The sequence below is a fragment of the Natronococcus roseus genome, from assembly GCF_043677095.1.
GTDB classification, from domain to species: domain Archaea; phylum Halobacteriota; class Halobacteria; order Halobacteriales; family Natrialbaceae; genus Natronococcus; species Natronococcus roseus.
In genome coordinates this window covers 192,650-208,468 of sequence record NZ_JBHLJR010000003.1, presented here as the reverse complement: position 1 = coordinate 208,468, position 15,819 = coordinate 192,650, and the positions used below count along the sequence as shown (strand labels likewise).

The 15,819-nt window shown below is 67.3% G+C and carries 15 protein-coding genes; 10 read left to right on the top strand and 5 right to left on the bottom strand.

What is annotated here, in order from left to right; all coding sequences use genetic code 11:
• Positions 1-47 precede the first annotated feature (47 nt).
• From pfdA to ACFEMD_RS08980, 7 genes are all read left to right on the top strand, one after another.
• Complete coding sequence (gene pfdA / locus ACFEMD_RS09010; protein WP_394740687.1) at positions 48-497, top strand: prefoldin subunit alpha; 450 nt, start codon at positions 48-50, stop codon at positions 495-497.
• A 17-nt stretch (positions 498-514) separates the two neighbouring features.
• Complete coding sequence (gene ftsY / locus ACFEMD_RS09005; RefSeq protein ID WP_394740686.1) at positions 515-2,068, top strand: signal recognition particle-docking protein FtsY; 1,554 nt, start codon at positions 515-517, stop codon at positions 2,066-2,068.
• A 90-nt stretch (positions 2,069-2,158) separates the two neighbouring features.
• Positions 2,159-3,004: an NmrA/HSCARG family protein gene (locus ACFEMD_RS09000; protein WP_394740685.1), complete on the top strand. Its 846-nt coding sequence runs from the start codon at positions 2,159-2,161 to the stop codon at positions 3,002-3,004.
• Between the two features lie 324 nt (positions 3,005-3,328).
• Positions 3,329-5,092, top strand: coding sequence for a nitrite/sulfite reductase (locus tag ACFEMD_RS08995; protein ID WP_394740684.1), 1,764 nt, complete (start codon positions 3,329-3,331; stop codon positions 5,090-5,092).
• A complete protein-coding gene (locus ACFEMD_RS08990) occupies positions 5,082-6,812 on the top strand; it encodes a Coenzyme F420 hydrogenase/dehydrogenase, beta subunit C-terminal domain (RefSeq protein ID WP_394740683.1) in 1,731 nt (576 codons plus the stop codon). The genes ACFEMD_RS08995 and ACFEMD_RS08990 overlap by 11 nt, the downstream gene beginning before the upstream one ends.
• A gap of 85 nt (positions 6,813-6,897) precedes the next feature.
• Complete coding sequence (locus tag ACFEMD_RS08985) at positions 6,898-7,788, top strand: alpha/beta fold hydrolase (RefSeq protein WP_394740682.1); 891 nt, start codon at positions 6,898-6,900, stop codon at positions 7,786-7,788.
• Positions 7,789-7,860: 72 nt separating this feature from the next.
• Positions 7,861-8,463: a GNAT family N-acetyltransferase gene (locus tag ACFEMD_RS08980; RefSeq protein WP_394740681.1), complete on the top strand. Its 603-nt coding sequence runs from the start codon at positions 7,861-7,863 to the stop codon at positions 8,461-8,463.
• On the opposite strand, the gene ACFEMD_RS08975 is transcribed toward ACFEMD_RS08980, so the two are convergent.
• Positions 8,464-9,153 carry a haloacid dehalogenase type II gene (locus ACFEMD_RS08975; protein ID WP_394741048.1) on the bottom strand — a complete coding sequence of 230 codons (690 nt, stop codon included), beginning with the start codon at positions 9,151-9,153 and terminating at the stop codon, positions 8,464-8,466.
• Positions 9,154-9,295: 142 nt separating this feature from the next.
• On the opposite strand from ACFEMD_RS08975, the gene thiE reads away from it, so the two are divergent.
• Together thiE and thiM are read left to right on the top strand one after the other, a co-directional pair.
• Positions 9,296-9,952 carry a thiamine phosphate synthase gene (gene thiE, locus ACFEMD_RS08970; protein ID WP_394740680.1) on the top strand — a complete coding sequence of 219 codons (657 nt, stop codon included), beginning with the start codon at positions 9,296-9,298 and terminating at the stop codon, positions 9,950-9,952.
• Between the two features lie 7 nt (positions 9,953-9,959).
• Positions 9,960-10,790 carry a hydroxyethylthiazole kinase gene (gene thiM, locus ACFEMD_RS08965; RefSeq protein WP_394740679.1) on the top strand — a complete coding sequence of 277 codons (831 nt, stop codon included), beginning with the start codon at positions 9,960-9,962 and terminating at the stop codon, positions 10,788-10,790.
• 28 nt (positions 10,791-10,818) lie between these two features.
• Here the strand turns inward: thiM and ACFEMD_RS08960 are convergent, their stop codons facing one another.
• From ACFEMD_RS08960 to ACFEMD_RS08950, 3 genes are all read right to left on the bottom strand, one after another.
• Positions 10,819-11,532: a DUF2270 domain-containing protein gene (locus tag ACFEMD_RS08960; protein ID WP_394740678.1), complete on the bottom strand. Its 714-nt coding sequence runs from the start codon at positions 11,530-11,532 to the stop codon at positions 10,819-10,821.
• Positions 11,533-11,625: 93 nt separating this feature from the next.
• Positions 11,626-12,255: a rubrerythrin family protein gene (locus ACFEMD_RS08955; protein ID WP_394740677.1), complete on the bottom strand. Its 630-nt coding sequence runs from the start codon at positions 12,253-12,255 to the stop codon at positions 11,626-11,628.
• A 13-nt stretch (positions 12,256-12,268) separates the two neighbouring features.
• Positions 12,269-13,129 (bottom strand): sulfurtransferase, encoded by an 861-nt coding sequence (locus tag ACFEMD_RS08950; RefSeq protein ID WP_394740676.1) that lies wholly within the window; start codon positions 13,127-13,129, stop codon positions 12,269-12,271.
• 271 nt (positions 13,130-13,400) lie between these two features.
• On the opposite strand from ACFEMD_RS08950, the gene ACFEMD_RS08945 reads away from it, so the two are divergent.
• Positions 13,401-14,198: a sulfurtransferase gene (locus ACFEMD_RS08945; protein WP_394740675.1), complete on the top strand. Its 798-nt coding sequence runs from the start codon at positions 13,401-13,403 to the stop codon at positions 14,196-14,198.
• On the opposite strand, the gene ACFEMD_RS08940 is transcribed toward ACFEMD_RS08945, so the two are convergent.
• Positions 14,199-15,818 (bottom strand): ATP-binding protein, encoded by a 1,620-nt coding sequence (locus ACFEMD_RS08940; protein WP_394740674.1) that lies wholly within the window; start codon positions 15,816-15,818, stop codon positions 14,199-14,201.
• Position 15,819: the final 1 nt, after the last annotated feature.

Here is a 15,819-nt window from a genome sequence, read left to right as displayed (position 1 = left end):
TCCGATGGAAGGGAAGATTCTTCCGACTGCCTGCCCCAAAGGCGGGTATGGGACAACAGCAACTTCAGCAGCTCTCGCAGGAACTTCAGGAGATCGAGGAACAGATCGAGGGGCTCCAGGGTAACGTCCAGCAGCTCCAGCAGGAGAAACACGACGTCGACGAGGCCATCGAGGCGCTCGACACCCTCGAGAGCGACTCGACGGTACAGGTGCCCCTCGGCGGCGGCGCCTACCTGCGGGCGACGATCGAGGATATCGACGAAGTGATCGTCGACCTCGGCGCCGACTACGCCGCGGAGTTCGAGGAGGACGACGCCGTCGACGCCCTCGAGAACCGCAAGGACCGGCTCGACGACCAGATCGAGGACGTCAACGAAGATATCACGGAGCTCGAAGCCGAGAGCAGCGAGCTCGAGCAGCAGGCCCAGCAGCTCCAGCAGCAGGCGATGCAACAGCAGATGGGACAGATGGGACAGGGACAGGGCCCGGACGAGTAACGTAAGGGGTCACACCCATGTTCGACAACCTGAAGAAGAAACTCGGGAGCTTCCGCGAGGACGCCGAGGAGGCCGCCGAAGAGAACGTCGAGGAGATCGACGAGGAGTCGGCCGACACGCTCGCAGAGGAACCGGTCGACGAACCCGGCGCCGAGACGAGCGACCTCGAGGAGCCGCCGATCGAACCCGACGAGCCGGGGTCGGCGTCCGAACCGGCCGCACCCGATACCACCGACGAACCGATCGGCGAGACCGACGTCGCTGCCGATCGCGACCGCGAGGCCGAGACGGTAACCGAGACTGCGGACGCGGGTGCCGACGAAGCGGCTCGCGGAGCTGCGCCGTCGACCGAACCGACGAGCCGTACGGACTCGGCGCCCGGATCCGAACTCGAGCCGGAGACGGACGACCCAGAGTCCGAACTCGAGGAATCCGACGAATCGCTCGAGACGGAACGGAACGCCGAGCCGGAGACGGACGTCGAGAGCGTCGAGGCGGGCGCCCCGGCGACGGTCGAGGAGCGCGACACGGTCCCGACCGACGACGGGGACGCCGTCGACGCGGCGTCACCTGCCCCCGAAGCCGAGCCCGAGGCCGAACTCGATGCGAACGCCGACGAGACCGAGGCCGAGGTCGAGGACGGAGCCGAAGCCGAGACTGAGACCGAGGACGACGGCAGTACCGGCTTCGGCGCCAAGGCTCGCTCGCTCGTCAAGGGGAAGTTCGTCATCGAGGAGGAGGACCTCGAGGAGCCGCTGCACGAACTCGAGATGGCCCTGCTCACGAGCGACGTCGAGATGGGCGTCGCCGAGGAGATCTGCGATAACGTCCGTAACGAACTGGTCGGCGAAACCCGAACGTTTACGACCTCGACCGGCGAGGTCGTCGAGGAGGCGCTGCGGGACGCGATCTACGACGTGATCAGCGTCGGCCAGTTCGACTTCGACGAGCGCATCGCCGTCGAGGACAAACCCGCCGTCCTCCTGTTTACCGGTGTCAACGGCGTCGGCAAGACCACCTCGATCGCCAAGCTGAGCCGCTACCTCGAGGAGCGTGGGTACTCGACGGTGCTCGCCAACGGCGACACCTACCGCGCCGGCGCGAACCAGCAGATCCAGCAACACGCCGACGCGCTGGAGACGAAGTGTATCAGCCACGAGCAGGGCGGCGACCCCGCTGCCGTGCTGTACGACGCCGTCGAGTACGCCGAGGCCCACGACGTCGACGTCGTGCTGGCCGACACGGCCGGCCGACTCCACACCGACGAGGGCCTGATGGACCAGCTCGAGAAGATCGACAGAGTCGTCGGTCCGGATCTGACGCTGTTCGTCGACGAGGCCGTCGCGGGTCAGGACGCCGTCAACCGGGCTCGCGAGTTCAACGAGGCCGCCGCGATCGACGGCGCGATCCTCTCGAAGGCCGACGCCGACTCCAACGGTGGTGCGGCGATCTCGATCGCCCACGTCACCGGCAAGCCAATTCTGTTCCTCGGGGTCGGCCAGGAGTACGACGACTTAGAGCGGTTCGACCCCGACGAGATGGTCGATCGCCTGCTCGCCGACGAGGAGTAGCGAACCCTCGTCATCCGGCCTGTCTTCGTTTCGACCTGTCGGAAAACGCCGTGTGAGCTTCTTGCGCTCGCCGATAGTACGACGACCGCTATGGGAGTAGATTCCGTACTCGTCGCGGGTTCGACCGGGACGCAGGGCGGCGCCGTCGCCCGACACCTGCTCGAGCGGGACGTCGACGTGCTGGCGCTGACCCGAGATCACAACAGCGAGCGGGCACACGCCCTCGCCGAACGCGGTGCCGAGGTCGTCGAGGCCGACATCGGCGAGAAGAACTCGATCGAACCGCTCGTCGAGGACGTCGACGGCGTCTTCCTGATGACGAACTTCTGGGAGCACGGCTACGACGCCGAGGTCGAGCAGGGGCGAAACGTCGTCGAACTCGCCGCCGACGTGGGGGTCGATCACCTCGTCTTCTCCTCCGTGGGGGGTGCCGAACGCAACACCGGCATTCCACACTTCGACTCCAAGTGGGAGATCGAGCGGGCGATCGACGACAGCGGCGTTCCCGCGACGATCGTTCGGCCCGTCTTCTTCGCGCAGAACTTCGAGGGCTTTCGCGAGTCGATCGAGGACGGGACGCTGGCGATGGGCCTCGAGCCCCACGTCCCGCTTCAGGTGCTTGATATCGAAGATCTGGGCGCCTTCGTCGCCGAGGTATTCGCCGACCCGGGTCGGTACGCCGACGAGGCGTTCGAGCTCGCGAGCGACGAACTCCCGCTGCGGGCGATGGCCGTTCGCTTCGCCGACGCGCTCGAGACCGACGTCCGCGCACGCCACCTCTCGATCGAGGACGTCCGCGAGAGCCGAGGCGAGGAGTTCGCCGCGATGTTCGAGTGGTTCAACGAGGCGGGGTACGAGTCGCCGATCGACGAACTGCAGGCCGACCACGACGTCGACTTCCACCGTCTCGAGGACTTCCTCGAGCGAGCGTGGTAAGGCCGAGCGACTCGAGGTGTCGGTCGCTCGTCCAGTGTGGGAGACGCACTCGCGTCATTTCATCAGGCAACTATTGCCGACAGTCGGGCACGTCGATCGATCGTCCGGCGCGCCGGTCGGCCGTTTTCGTCCGTCGCGGGATTGATCCAGCTTCGGATCGACACCGACGCTGGCAAGTGTTACCTCGTCGCGCTAGCCCCGACATGGTTCGCCCGTTTGCGGGGCCGTATACGTGTGGGCGTTCACCACGTGGTAATTGATGGCTTATCACGATCACTCGTCCGCCCGCTCGAGCCGACGCGGCCTCCATCGTCGGTGGTGCCCATGAACACGACCGAGCGGTACAAACAGGAGAAACACCCACTCGAGGTCATCGACGACGTCTACGACTACGCCGCGGACGGACTGACCTTCGACGAGATCGAGGACCGCGCCGGCGACGGCGAGTGGGAGCGCCTGAAGTGGGCCGGAATGTACGCCCAGAAACAGGAGGGCTACTTCATGATCCGGACCAAGGTGCCGGGCGGCCACCTCACGCCCGACCAGGCCGAAGTGATCGGCGAGTGCGCCGAGGACTACGCGGTCGCACCCGAGGAGTACGGCGGCACGGAGCAGAACGAACTCTGGGGTGACGCCTACGTCGACATCACGACTCGCCAGGACATCCAGAAACACTGGATCCGCGTCGAGGACGTGCCCGAAATGTGGGAGCGCTACGACGAGGTCGGACTCACGACGATCCAGGGCTGTGGCGACTCCGCTCGGAACGTGCTCGGCTGTCCCGCGGCCGGGGTCGGCGACCACGAGTGTTTCGACGCACAGCCGGTGGTCGACGCCGTCTCCGACTTCTTTACGGAGAACCGCGAGTACGCGAACCTGCCGCGGAAGTTCAAGCTCACGATCACGGGCTGTGCTCACGACTGCGCGCAGTCCCAGATCAACGACGTCGGGCTCGTTCCCGCAAAAAAGGACGTGGATGGCGAACGGCTCTACGGCTTCCACGCCCGCGTCGGCGGCGGCCTCTCGGACGGCCCGCGGATGGCCTCGGAGCTCGACGTCTTTGTCAGGCCCGAGGACGCCGTCGAGTTCTGCCGCGCGATCGCCCAGACGTTCAAGGAGCTCGGCGACCGCAACAACCGCGGCGTCTGCCGGATGCGCTACCTCGTCGAACAGCTGGGTCCCGCGAAATTCGAGGAGGCGGTTCGCGACCGCTGTACCGTCGAGCTTCCCGAGGGCGGCCAGAACCTGACCGTCGGCTACCAGGGCGACCACGTCGGCGTGCACGACCAGAAACAGGAGGGCCTGCAGTACGTCGGCTTCAACGTCGTCGCCGGCCGAATGGGCGGCGACGAGTTCGCCGAGGCTGCCCGCGCGGCGCGGGAGTACGGCACCGAAAACGCCTCGGTTCGCCTGGCGACCGACCAGAACTTCCTCGTCACACACATTCCGGAAGAGAACGTCGACGATCTGCTGGCCGAGCCGTTCGCTCAGGATTACCAGCCCGATCCCGGCCCGTTCGCGCGGGGTGCGGTCGGCTGTACGGGAAACGAGTTCTGCAACTACGCGATCATCGAGACGAAAAAGCGGACCAAGCGCTGGGCCCGCCAGCTCGACGAACGCATCGACGTCCCCGACGACATCGAGGCAATCCGAATGCACATGTCGGGCTGTTCCGCGTCCTGTGCCCAGCCACAGATCGCCGATATCGGATTCCGCGGGGAGACGGTCAAGCTCGAGAACGGCGACGCGCCCGAGGGGATCGAGAGCCCCAACGAGGAGGGGGATAACAGCGAGGCGTCGGAGACGCCTCGAGCAGACGGCGAAGCCGTCGATCTGGTCGAGGGGATGGACTTCGGTCTCGGCGGTTCCCTCGGTTCGGACAACGAGTTCCTCGACTGGGTCGAGAGCGCGGTTCCGGCCCACGCCGTAATTCCAGCGCTCGAGCAGCTGTTCGACGCCTACGCGGCCGACCGCGAGGACGGCGAACGGTTCTACGAGTGGTGCCGTCGCGCCGACAACGAGCGCCTGCGGACGATCATGCAGGGTGCCGAGGCGCCGGTCGCCGGAGGTGTCGCCCATGGGGATTGACGGCGAGGCCGAGCGAAGCGAGGCCTCGGAAATGCGAGCGGGAGCGGCGGGGACCGAACGGAGTGAGGGCCCCGATGATGCGAGCGGTGAAACCGCGAGCGAGAAGCGACACGCGAGCCGCGAGGACGAACGGAGTGAGTCCTCGAACCGCGACGACCGTGCCTTCCCCGGCGTTCCGGAGTCCGAGGACGAGGACGACGCCGTCATCGTCCCGGAGACGAGCGGCGCCGCGCCCCGCTCCCGCGAGGGGCTCGATCACGCCCGGGAGGGTGCGATCGAGACTGCCACGGACGAGGGCTGTGGGCCCGACACCTGTACCTGTGGCGAGAAGACCGCACCCGACGCCGAGGGTCGATCGGTCGCGACCGACGGAGCGGGGGTCTCCAACGTCGACGAGACGGGGAGCCTCGGCAATCTCGAGTTCACCGAACCTTCCGAGAACGTGAGCCAGGACGTCGACAACGGCGAGCCCGACGTCCGGGTCGGCGTCCCCGAGGGCGTCGACCTCGACACCCCGACGTACTCGATTCGCTCCGAGATGAACGACATCGAGACGCCCGACGAGAAGACCTGGTTCATGGAGCTCGACGAGGCCGTCATCGACGCGGGGCGGTGTATCCAGTGTGGCACCTGCGTCGCCGCCTGCCCCTCGGACTCGATCGGCGTCGGCGACGACGACCTGCCCGAACTCGTCAAGATGTGTACGGGCTGTTCGCTGTGCTGGGACTTCTGTCCCCGCGGCGGGTTGCGCTACGAACGCCAGTGGAAGATTACGGGCGGCGAGGACAACGTCAAGGGTGCGGGCGACCCGATCACGGAGTTCTCCGCGAAGGTCGACGACGACTGGACCGACGGAGCTCAGGACGGCGGCGTCGTCACCGGGATGCTGGCAAGCCTGCTCGAGGCCGGCGAGATCGACGGCGCCCTGATCGCGACCGAGAGCGAGGAGGAGGACTGGAAGGCCGAGAGCTTCCTCGCGACCACCGAGGAGGAGCTCATCGAGAACGCCGGTACCGTCTACAACCAGACGCTCGCGCTCGGCAACCTCGATCTGAAACAGTGGGAGCACAAGCTTCCCGACAAGGACTGGGACGAGCTGAGCCTCGCCCTGGTCGGCACGCCCTGCGAGATCGAGGGTATCCGCGCGCTGCAGGACTTCGACTGGGACTACCAGGGCCACGACGAGGGCATCGGCGCCGTCGAGTACACGATCGCGCTGATGTGTACGAAGAACTTCAACTACTACAGCCTCATGGGCGAACAGCTCGAGGACCAGCGCGGAATCTCGCCCGACGAGATCGGCAAGATGGACGTCCTCCACGGGAAGCTGATGGTCTACGGCCGCGACGGCGAGATGATCCTCGAGGAGGACATCGAGAACTTCCACGACGCCGCCCTCAAGGGCTGTGACGAGTGTGCGGACTTCACCGGGTTCTGTGCCGACGTCACCGTCGGCTCGGTGGGCTCGGCAGACGAGTACTCGAGTGTCATCCTCCGAACCGAGCAGGGCGTGCGAGCCTGGGAGTACACCGAGCCGAAACTCGACTATCACGACTTAGAGGACAAGTCGGCGGTCGGCAAGCTCCAGGGCTGGGACAAGAAGAAGGCCTTCGAGAGCCTCGAGCGTCCCTTCGACCCCGACGCGCCGCGCTTCATCGACTACACGGACCACGCGGAGAACTACGGGACGTCGACGAACCCTCACGACGAGGGTCACTGACGGCATCGAACCGCCGTTCCCGACAGCGTCCGCCCCTCGCTTTCGCTCGCGTACGGATTAGTAGGTCGGCCGTGATAGTCCGGTAGTGACTCGAGACGGCATCTACCGGTCAGCGAGCGGTGAACGCGCGATCAAGCGACTGTACGGAGTGCTTCTGGCAGAACTCGAGACCTCGTTCGAGCGACGGTGGGTCGACACCCGGTTTGGGGAAACCCACGTGCTCGTCGCCGGACCGAGCGACGCCCCGCCGCTGGTCGTCTTCCACGGCGGCAACGTCGTAAACCCGATCAGCCTCGAGTGGTTCCTGCCGCTCGCCGACCGGTTCCGGATCTATGCGCCCGACACGATCGGCCATCCGGGGTTCAGCGCACAGACCCGACTCTCGCCGCGCGACGAGAGCTACGGCGCGTGGGTGGTCGACCTCCTCGACGGGCTCGGCCTCGAGCGCGCGCCGATGATCGGCCCCTCATACGGCGGCGGGATCGTCCTCCGAACCGCCGCGCACGCGCCCGAACGGATCGAACGTGCCTGTCTCGTGGTTCCGTCGGGGCTCGGAACCGGCTCCCTGCGTCGGCTGCTCCTCGGGATCGTGCTCCCGATGGTCGCCTACCGGCTCCGACCGTCCCGGGCGCGCCTCGAGCGCGCCGTCCAGCCGATGTTCACCGAGCCCGCGGCGGGGGTCGACGAGACGCTGCTCGACCTCGTCGGAACCGTCTTCGAGGAGGTGAAACTCGAGCGATCGTTCCCGAAGACGGCGACGGCCGACGAGCTCTCGGGGTTCGACGCGCCGACGCTGCTCGCCGTCGCCGAGAACGACGTGTTCTTTCCGCCCGAGGTCGTGATTCCGCGGGCTCGAGCGACGGTTCGAACCCTCGAGCGGATCGTCCTGCTCGAGAACGAATCCCACTTCCCGGCACCGGACGCGCGGTCGGCGCTCCGGGAGCAGCTCCGATCGTTTCTGGCGGCCGACGGCTGACTCCCTCCTCGTCGGAAGCGGGCGGCGACTCGCCTTCAGTGAGCTTATTCGCGTTCGGGGGAATCCACTCCTATGAACGCAAGCATCCGAGTCGCGGTCCCGTCCGACGCGGCGTCGGTCCGGGAGATCTACGCGCCCTTCTGCGAATCGTCCGCCGTCACCTTCGAGGAGACGCCCCCCACCGAGGGGGAGATGGCCGACCGAATCGCGTCGACGCTCGAGACCTACCCCTGGCTCGTCTGCGAGCGAGCGGGCGAGGTGGTCGGCTACGCCTACGCCGGCCCGCTCCGCAAGCGTCGGGCCTACCAGTGGGTCGTCGAACTCTCGGTGTACGTCGCCGAGGACGCGCGCCGAACGGGGGTCGGCGAGGCGCTGTACGAGGCGCTGTTCGCCGCCCTCGAGCGCCAGGGAGTCTGTGACGCCTACGTCGTGACGACGCTGCCGAACCCGGGAACCGTCGGTTTCCACGAGCGGCTGGGCTTCGAGCGTGTCGTCGAGTTCCCCGCGATGGGGTACGTCGAGGACGAGTGGCACGATGTCGCCTGGTGGCGCCGATCGATCGGGGAGAAACCCGCCGATCCGGAGCCGATCCGACCGTTCCCGTCCATCCGGGACGACGACGACTTCGAGGAGCTGGTCGCGCTCGGCGAGCGGCGACTCGAGGGGGAGGGGTAGTCAACCCTCCAGGACGTCAGCTAGCTCCTCGAGTCCCGTCACGACGGCGTCGGGATCGGGCCCGAACGGCTCCTCGGGGTTGCCCTTTCGGTCGAGCCAGACACCCTGCATTCCGGCGTGGACCGCGCCCTGGACGTCGAACCAGAGCGCCGAGACGTGGGCGATCTCTCCGATCGGGGTCCCGGTCCGTCCCGCCGCGTGGCGGTAGAGCTCGGGTGCGGGCTTGAACGTCTCGAGCTCGTGGGCGCTGATCGTTCCCTCGAGCAGGTCGCCGATCTCGGCACCTTCGACCATCGACTCGAGCATCTCCGGGTTGCCGTTCGAGAGGACGTAGCAGTCGTAGCCCGCCGAGCGCAGCCGCTCGACGCTTCCCCGGACGTCGTCGAACACCTCGAGGTCGTGGTAGACCGACAGGATTTCCTCGCGCTCGTCCTCGCCGATGTCGACGGCGTGGGCCGCGAGAGCGTACTCGAGGGCGTCGCGGTTGAGTTCGTAGAACGTCTCGTAGGCGTCGACGTGGTTCGCGACGAGGGTATACTGCATCGATCGCTCCCGCCAGGTCCGCGAGATCGGCGCGGGGTCGTCGACGGCCGCGTGGGCCTCGAGGGCGCTCTCGACGGCGTCGACGTCGACGAGCGTGCTGTAGGAGTCGAAGGTGACGGTCGTGACGGCGTCGGGCTCGAGGGTCATGAGACCCGTGTTGTCGTCCATCACAATCAGTGCCAGGTTTCCGTCGTCGAGCCCGCCCTCGGGTCGACGCGTCGGTGTGCCCGCTCGAGCAGCGCCTGCGGGAACCGTCGGCTCTTTGACCCGTACCCCTACATTGTTCCCTATGGCACCGACGAACTGGGGAACGTACCTCGTCACGCAGGCGTCGATCTCCGAGGGTCGGTCGACCCTCGAGATCGTCCGCGCAGCGATCGACGGCGGCGTCGACGCCGTCCAGCTCCGAGAGAAGGGAGAGAGCGCGCACTCGCGGTACGAGCTGGGCCTCGAGCTGCGCGAGCTGACGGCCGAGGCCGGCGTCGATCTGCTCGTCAACGACCGCGTCGATATCGCCGAGGCGATCGACGCCGACGGCGTTCACGTCGGCCAGTCGGACCTTCCCGTCCCGGTGGCCCGCGAGCTACTCGGCCCCGAGGCCGTCGTCGGCTGCTCGGCCTCGACGGTCGCGGAGGCCCAGCGGGCAGAAGCCGACGGCGCGGACTACCTCGGGGTCGGCAGCGTCTACGGGACGACCTCCAAGGACGTCCCCGAGGCCGAAACCGGTGTCGGCCCCGAACGGATCGCCGAAATCGCCGAGACGGTTTCGATTCCCGTGGTCGGTATCGGGGGTATCACGGCCGACAACGCCGGTCCCGTCGCCGAAGCCGGAGCCGTCGGGGTCGCCGTCATCAGCGAGATCACCGCTGCCGAGGATCCGGCGGCCGCGACGGCCACCCTCGCCGAAACGGTCGAAACCGCGAAGGACCTCGAGCACCGAGAGTGACAGCATCATGACGAGACCCGACACGACCCGACCGACGCTCGCGGATTCCCTCGAGGCGCTCGCCGAGACCGAGCCGCTGGTACAGTCGCTGACCAACGAGGTGACGATCAACGACGTCGCGAACCTCACGCTCCACTGGGACGGACTGCCCGTGATGGCGGATTCACCCGGCGACGCCGGCGAGATGGCCGAACTCGCGAGCGCGGTTCTGTTGAATATCGGCCAGATTCCCGAGTCGAAGCTCGAGGCCATGCGAGAGGCGGCGGCAACGGCGAACGAGCGCGGGATTCCGATCGTCCTCGATCCCGTGGGCGTCGGCTCGACGCCGACGCGGGAGGCGGTCGCCGAGGAACTCCTCACCGAGTACGAGTTCGCCGCGATCAAGGGCAACTACGGGGAGATCAGCGCGCTCGCGGGCGTCGAGGCCGAGGTCAGGGGCGTCGAGTCGGTCGGCGACTACGACGCCATCGAGGAGACGGCCCGCTCGCTCGCCGAGTCGACCGGGGCCGTCGTCGTCGCCTCCGGCGTCGAGGACGTCGTCGCGGACGGCGACGGCGCGACCCGGATCGCAGCGGGCCACGAGCGGTTGAGCGAGGTCGTCGGCACGGGTTGCATGCTCGGCGGGACGCTCGCGACGTTCTGTGGCGCCCTCGAGGACGCCCACCGAGCAGCGGTAGACGGGACGCTCGCGTTCGGAATCGCCGGAGAACGGGCCGCGGAGCTCCCCCACGAGGGGCCGGCGAGCTACCGGACGAACTTCCACGACGCCGTCGCCGGCCTCTCCCCCGAGGTCGTCGCGGAGTACGACCTCGAGTCCCGGCTCGAGCGCCTCGACTGACGGGCTCTCTCGGGTCGTCCGAACGACGCTACTCGTCGTTCTTCCAGTCGCCCGGCTCCTCGCCGTAGATCTCGCCCTTCGCTCGTCGAGCGTGGGGCCAGTTCGCGAGGGCGAACACGGCGAGGTAGAACGCCCCGAGCAGCGCCGCGACGAACGCGCCGTGGAGACCGGGAAGCTCGGCCGCTTCGGTCCACTGCGTCTCCGGGGTGAACAGCGTCACCTTCGCGACCCACGCGACGCCGATGACGACGAACAGGAGCGCGTAGATGCGTCGAATTCGCCGGGACAGTGCCTCCCAGCTGGTGACCTTGAACGTCGGATACCGGAGGTCGTCGCTTAGCTCCTCGCGCCACCGCGGGTGCTCGACGCCGACCGGTTTCAGCGCGTTCGCGAAGACGTTCTCCTGGAAGAACCGCACCCGCGCGCGATACATGTCGTAGAACCGGTAGCGACGCACCTCGAACCACAGAAAGATCGAGAGGACGAGGATGCCGACCAGCAGCAGGTAGGCGGGCATCTCGGGGCTCGAGAACACCACCGAGAGCAGGGCGGCCAGCACCGTGATCGCCCAGTTCGTCGTCTGATCGATCCGATCCTGCGAACTGCTCGCCTGAGTCACTTCGCCCCGGTAGTAGTGGGGGAGCGCCGAGAGGAGGGTTTCGGGGTCCGCCGCGATCTCGGCGCCGATCTCCTGGTCTCCCCGATCCAGGGGGCTGTCGCCGTGCTCGTCGTCGGTGCTCATACGAGCCGAATCCACGACGAGGTGCATAGAACCGTCACCGACGATCGTCGTCGAGCCGCCCCGGGGTAGGGTCTACTTTCGAGGACTCTCCTCTCAGCAGACCGGTTTCGGGTTCGCGCCGAGTTCCTCGAGCGAGTCGACGTACTCCTCGTAGGCGGCCTCGATCGCGCCGCTCGCGGCCTCGAGGGCCCGCTCGCGGTCGGTTTCGTCGGCACAGACATCCTCGAGCAGGGCGGTCGCGCGCTCGAGCTGGTCGTCCAGGTCGTCGCCGAACTCCCGGAACAGCCCCGCGGTCTGCGGGTCGGCGTCGCCGACGAAGTAGCCGACGACCTGGTCTTTCGATCGCTGACTCGCGAGGATCCGACCGAGGAGCGCTCCGGTGCGCTCGACGGTGTCCTCGAGCCCGCGCAGGTACTCGTGCAGGTTCGGCACCGTCTCGGGCTCGTAGCCGTCGAGCTTCTCGGCGACCGTCTCGTAGTGGGCTCGCTCCTCGGCGGCCGTCGCCTCGAAGGCCTCGCGGGCGGCGTCGTGGGCCTCGTCGTCGGCCCAGGCCTCGAAGGTCTTCCAGGCGGCGTACTCGGCGTCGACGGTCGCCCGCAACACGGGTTCGGTGTCGATCTTGCCGCCCGTGTCGGCGTACAGCGACTTCGACGACCCGAGCCGCGACAGTTCGGTTTCGTTTTCGGCACGGACTGTCTCGAGGAACTCCGCGGTATCGGTCATCGGAGACCGACCGTTACTCCCCGGTCTCGACCGGCGCGTTCACGAGGTTGCCCCACTCGGTCCAGGAGCCGTCGTAGTTGACGGCGTCCTCGTAGCCCAGCAGCTCGTGCAGGGCGAACCAGGCGACCGACGAACGCTCGCCGATCCGGCAGTAGGCGACGGTCGTCTCCTCGCCCGTGATGCCCTCATCGGCGTAGAGCTCCTCGAGCTCGTCGCGGCTCTTGAAGGTGCCGTCCTCGTTCGTGACGGCGGACCACGAGATGTTCACCGCGCCGGGAACGTGGCCGCCGCGCTGGGCGGTCTCCTGCAGACCCGGCGGGGCGAGGATCTCCCCGGAGAACTCCTCAGGCGAGCGGACGTCGACGAGCGGGACGTCGCGTTCGATCGCCTTCTCGACGTCGTCGCGGTAGGCGCGGATCGTCTCGCGCGGGCCGCCGGCCTCGTAGTCGACCTCGGGGAACGACGGGACCTCGTCGGTGGTGGGGTAGTCGTTCTCGAGCCAGTACTCGCGCCCGCCGTCGAGCAGGTAGACGTCGTCGTGACCGTAGTACTTGAACTGCCAGTAGGCGTAGGCGGCAAACCAGTTGGCGTTGTCGCCGTAGAGGACGACGGTCGAGTCCTCGCCGATACCGTGGCTGCCGAGCAGTTCCTCGAACTCGTCCTTGTCGAGGATGTCGCGTCGGGTCTGGTCCTGGAGTTGAGTCTCCCAGTTGAACCCGATCGCGCCCGGGGCGTGTTCCTCGTCGTACGATTCCGTGTCGACGTCGACCTCGACGAGCCGGAGGCCGGGATCGTCTGACTGGAACTCCTCGAGTCGGTCCTCGACCCAGTCGGCCGTGACGAGTGCGTCGGTCGCGTAGTCGTTCGTTGCCATATCCGACACGTGGTACGACAGCCACATAGGGCCGCGCTAACCGGTCAATTCGGTCGATGCTAGACCGTTTCGGCAGTGCTTTCCGATATCTCGGTCGACCGTAACGTCCTCGTGAACTCGAGCCGAGGTTCGAGCGCCGAACGAGGGAACGTGTGCGGTAGTGGCGTCGCTCGGCCGAACGGGGGCTGCAAGTATTGCCACGGTCTCGGTACGACGGGGAGACGTGCCGGGACCGGTGGCTACTCCAGCCCGCCGCGACAGGTCGGAACTGATGGACGACTCCGTCATCGTTTCGCCCGACTGGCTCGCGGCCCGACTCGAGGATCCCGGCGTCGCGGTCGTCGACGTCCGGGACGCCTGGGAGTTCGACGGGATCGGTCACGTCCCCGGCGCCGTGAGCGTTCCCTTCGACAGCTACCGCGACGCAACCGCCGACGACCCCGGTACCCTCCCCGGGCGGGAGGCGTTCGAGGAGCTGCTCGGCGAGGTCGGGATCGAACCCGAGGATACGATCGTCGCCTACGACGACACGCACGGCGTCTTCGCGGCCCGCTTTCGGCTCACCGCGCTGGCGTACGGCCACGACGACGTTCGATTGCTCGACGGCGACTTCAGCGCCTGGAACCGCGAGCACGAAACCGAGACCGGATCGCCGTCGGTCGAGCCGACCGCCTACACTGCTCTACCCTTTTCGTTCGCCGATAGCCCGCTGATCGACCGTTCGGGCGTCGAAACCGCACTCGAGGGCGACGCCGTCCTCGTCGACACCCGCGACCCCGAGGAGTTCGCGGAGGCTCACCTCCCAGGGGCCGTTCGATTCGACTGGCGCGGGACCGTCGACGACGAGACGCGACGGGTGAAACCCGCCGCGGAGCTCGAGGCGCTGTTCGCCGAGCACGGGATCGATCGGGATCGGGAGATCGTCCTCTACTGCAACACCGCCAGACGGATCAGCCACACCGACGCGGTGCTCGAGGCGCTGGGCTACGAGGACGTCTCCGTCTACGAGGGGAGCCTCACGGAGTGGCTCGCGACCGACGGCGAGATCGAAACCGGCTCGACGGCCTGATCACTCGATCGACGCGTCCGGAAGGGAGAGACAGAACGTCGTCCCCTCGTCGGGATCCGGGTGGATCCAGATCTCGCCGCCGTGGCGCTCGACGATCCGCTGACAGAGCGCCAGTCCGATCCCCGTTCCGGCGTGGGCGTCGTGGCTGTGGAGCCGTTCGAAGACTTCGAACACCCGCGTTCTGTTGTCCGGATCGATCCCGATGCCGGCGTCGCTGATCGAGATCACCCACTTGCCGTCCCCGGACGAGACGGCCTCGCCGCGAGCGCCGGCCAGGTCGGTCGCGGTCTTCCGATCGGCCGTAATGTGGATCGACGGCGGTTCGTCGCCGCTGTACTCGATCGCGTTCTCGAGCAGGTTCTGAAACACCTGTCGGAGCTGGTCGTCGTCACCTTGCACCCGGGGCAGCGAGTCGATCGAGAGCGTCGCGTCGGTCTCGTCGAGCCTGAACTGCAGGTCGTCGACGACGTCCTCGAGGACGGTCTCGAGGTCGACGGGCTCGAAGGGGTCGCCCTGGGTCTCCACCCGGGAGTAGGCGAGCAACCCCTCGATCATCTCACGCATCCGGTCTGCGCCGTCGACGGCGAACGCGAGGAACTCCTGGCCGTCCTCGTCTAAGTCCTCCTCGTAGCGCTGCTGGATCAACGAGAGGTAGCTCGAGACCATCCGCAACGGCTCCTGGAGATCGTGGCTGGCGGCGTAGGCGAACTGCTCTAACTGCTCGTTCGAGGCCTCGAGGCGCTCCCTGTAGCGCTGTCGCTCGAGCTTGTAGCCGATCCAGTTCGCGAGCAGCCCGACGAACGTCTGCTCCCAGTCGGAGAACCCTCCGGGACAGGACTCCCGATCGTAGAAGCAGAACGTTCCGTACACCGAGCCGTCGACAAAGATCGGCGTTCCGAGATAGCACGAGACCTGTCCCTCGCCGCTGGCGGCGCGCTCGCCGAGTTCTGGCGTGTCGGTATCGAGGTCCTCGATCGCCACCGTTCGCCCCGCCGCGACGACCCGCTGGCAGTTTGTCGAGTCGAGGGGTACCGTCGTTCCGGGCTCGACGACGATCCCCTCGTCCGCGTCAACAGCCTCGAGGGTGTACTCGTTGGTGCCCTCCTGGATCGACGAGAGCGCCCCACACTCCGTCTCGAGCGTTTCGCGGACAATACGCAACAGTCCCCCGACCTGCTCGGAGAGCGGCCGATTGGCGTCCGCCAGTGCCTCGTAGGCGTCCTGAAGCGCGCGCTCGCGCCGTCGGAGCTGGTCTTCCCGACGAACCCGGTCCGTGACGTCCCGGAAGTGTACCGTGACCGCCGTTTCGGCGGGGTAGACACGGAGTTCGTACCAGGTGTCGAGCGAGTCGAAGTACTCCTCGAACCTGATCGACTCCTGGGTTTTCAGCGCGTGTTCACACCCCTCGCGAACCGTCGAGCCGACGCCGTTCGGAACCGCGTCCTGAACCGCCGTTCCCCGGAGCTCCGATTCGCCCTCGCCGAGCACTCGCTCGCTCCCCGCGTTACAGAACGTGACCCGGAACTCCCCGTCGAGCGCGATCACCGCGTCGGTGATCCGCTCGTACGTCCGCGCCGCGCCGTCGCCGCCCGGGGTCGTCGACCCCGATTGTTCACCCATT

Bases quoted from the DNA above. Each gene is read 5' to 3' on its own strand.
- thiE (WP_394740680.1), top strand. From the start codon at position 9,296: ATGGCACCGACGAACTGGGGAACGTACCTCGTCACGCAGGCGTCGATC.
- ACFEMD_RS08955 (WP_394740677.1), bottom strand. From the start codon at position 12,255: ATGACCGATACCGCGGAGTTCCTCGAGACAGTCCGTGCCGAAAACGAA.
- ACFEMD_RS08940 (WP_394740674.1), bottom strand. From the start codon at position 15,818: ATGGGTGAACAATCGGGGTCGACGACCCCGGGCGGCGACGGCGCGGCG.
- ACFEMD_RS08975 (WP_394741048.1), bottom strand. From the start codon at position 9,153: ATGACCCTCGAGCCCGACGCCGTCACGACCGTCACCTTCGACTCCTAC.
- ACFEMD_RS08995 (WP_394740684.1), top strand. From the start codon at position 3,329: ATGAACACGACCGAGCGGTACAAACAGGAGAAACACCCACTCGAGGTC.
- ACFEMD_RS08945 (WP_394740675.1), top strand. From the start codon at position 13,401: ATGGACGACTCCGTCATCGTTTCGCCCGACTGGCTCGCGGCCCGACTC.
- thiM (WP_394740679.1), top strand. From the start codon at position 9,960: ATGACGAGACCCGACACGACCCGACCGACGCTCGCGGATTCCCTCGAG.
- ACFEMD_RS09000 (WP_394740685.1), top strand. From the start codon at position 2,159: ATGGGAGTAGATTCCGTACTCGTCGCGGGTTCGACCGGGACGCAGGGC.
- ftsY (WP_394740686.1), top strand. From the start codon at position 515: ATGTTCGACAACCTGAAGAAGAAACTCGGGAGCTTCCGCGAGGACGCC.
- ACFEMD_RS08990 (WP_394740683.1), top strand. From the start codon at position 5,082: ATGGGGATTGACGGCGAGGCCGAGCGAAGCGAGGCCTCGGAAATGCGA.
- pfdA (WP_394740687.1), top strand. From the start codon at position 48: ATGGGACAACAGCAACTTCAGCAGCTCTCGCAGGAACTTCAGGAGATC.
- ACFEMD_RS08980 (WP_394740681.1), top strand. From the start codon at position 7,861: ATGAACGCAAGCATCCGAGTCGCGGTCCCGTCCGACGCGGCGTCGGTC.
- ACFEMD_RS08960 (WP_394740678.1), bottom strand. From the start codon at position 11,532: ATGAGCACCGACGACGAGCACGGCGACAGCCCCCTGGATCGGGGAGAC.
- ACFEMD_RS08950 (WP_394740676.1), bottom strand. From the start codon at position 13,129: ATGGCAACGAACGACTACGCGACCGACGCACTCGTCACGGCCGACTGG.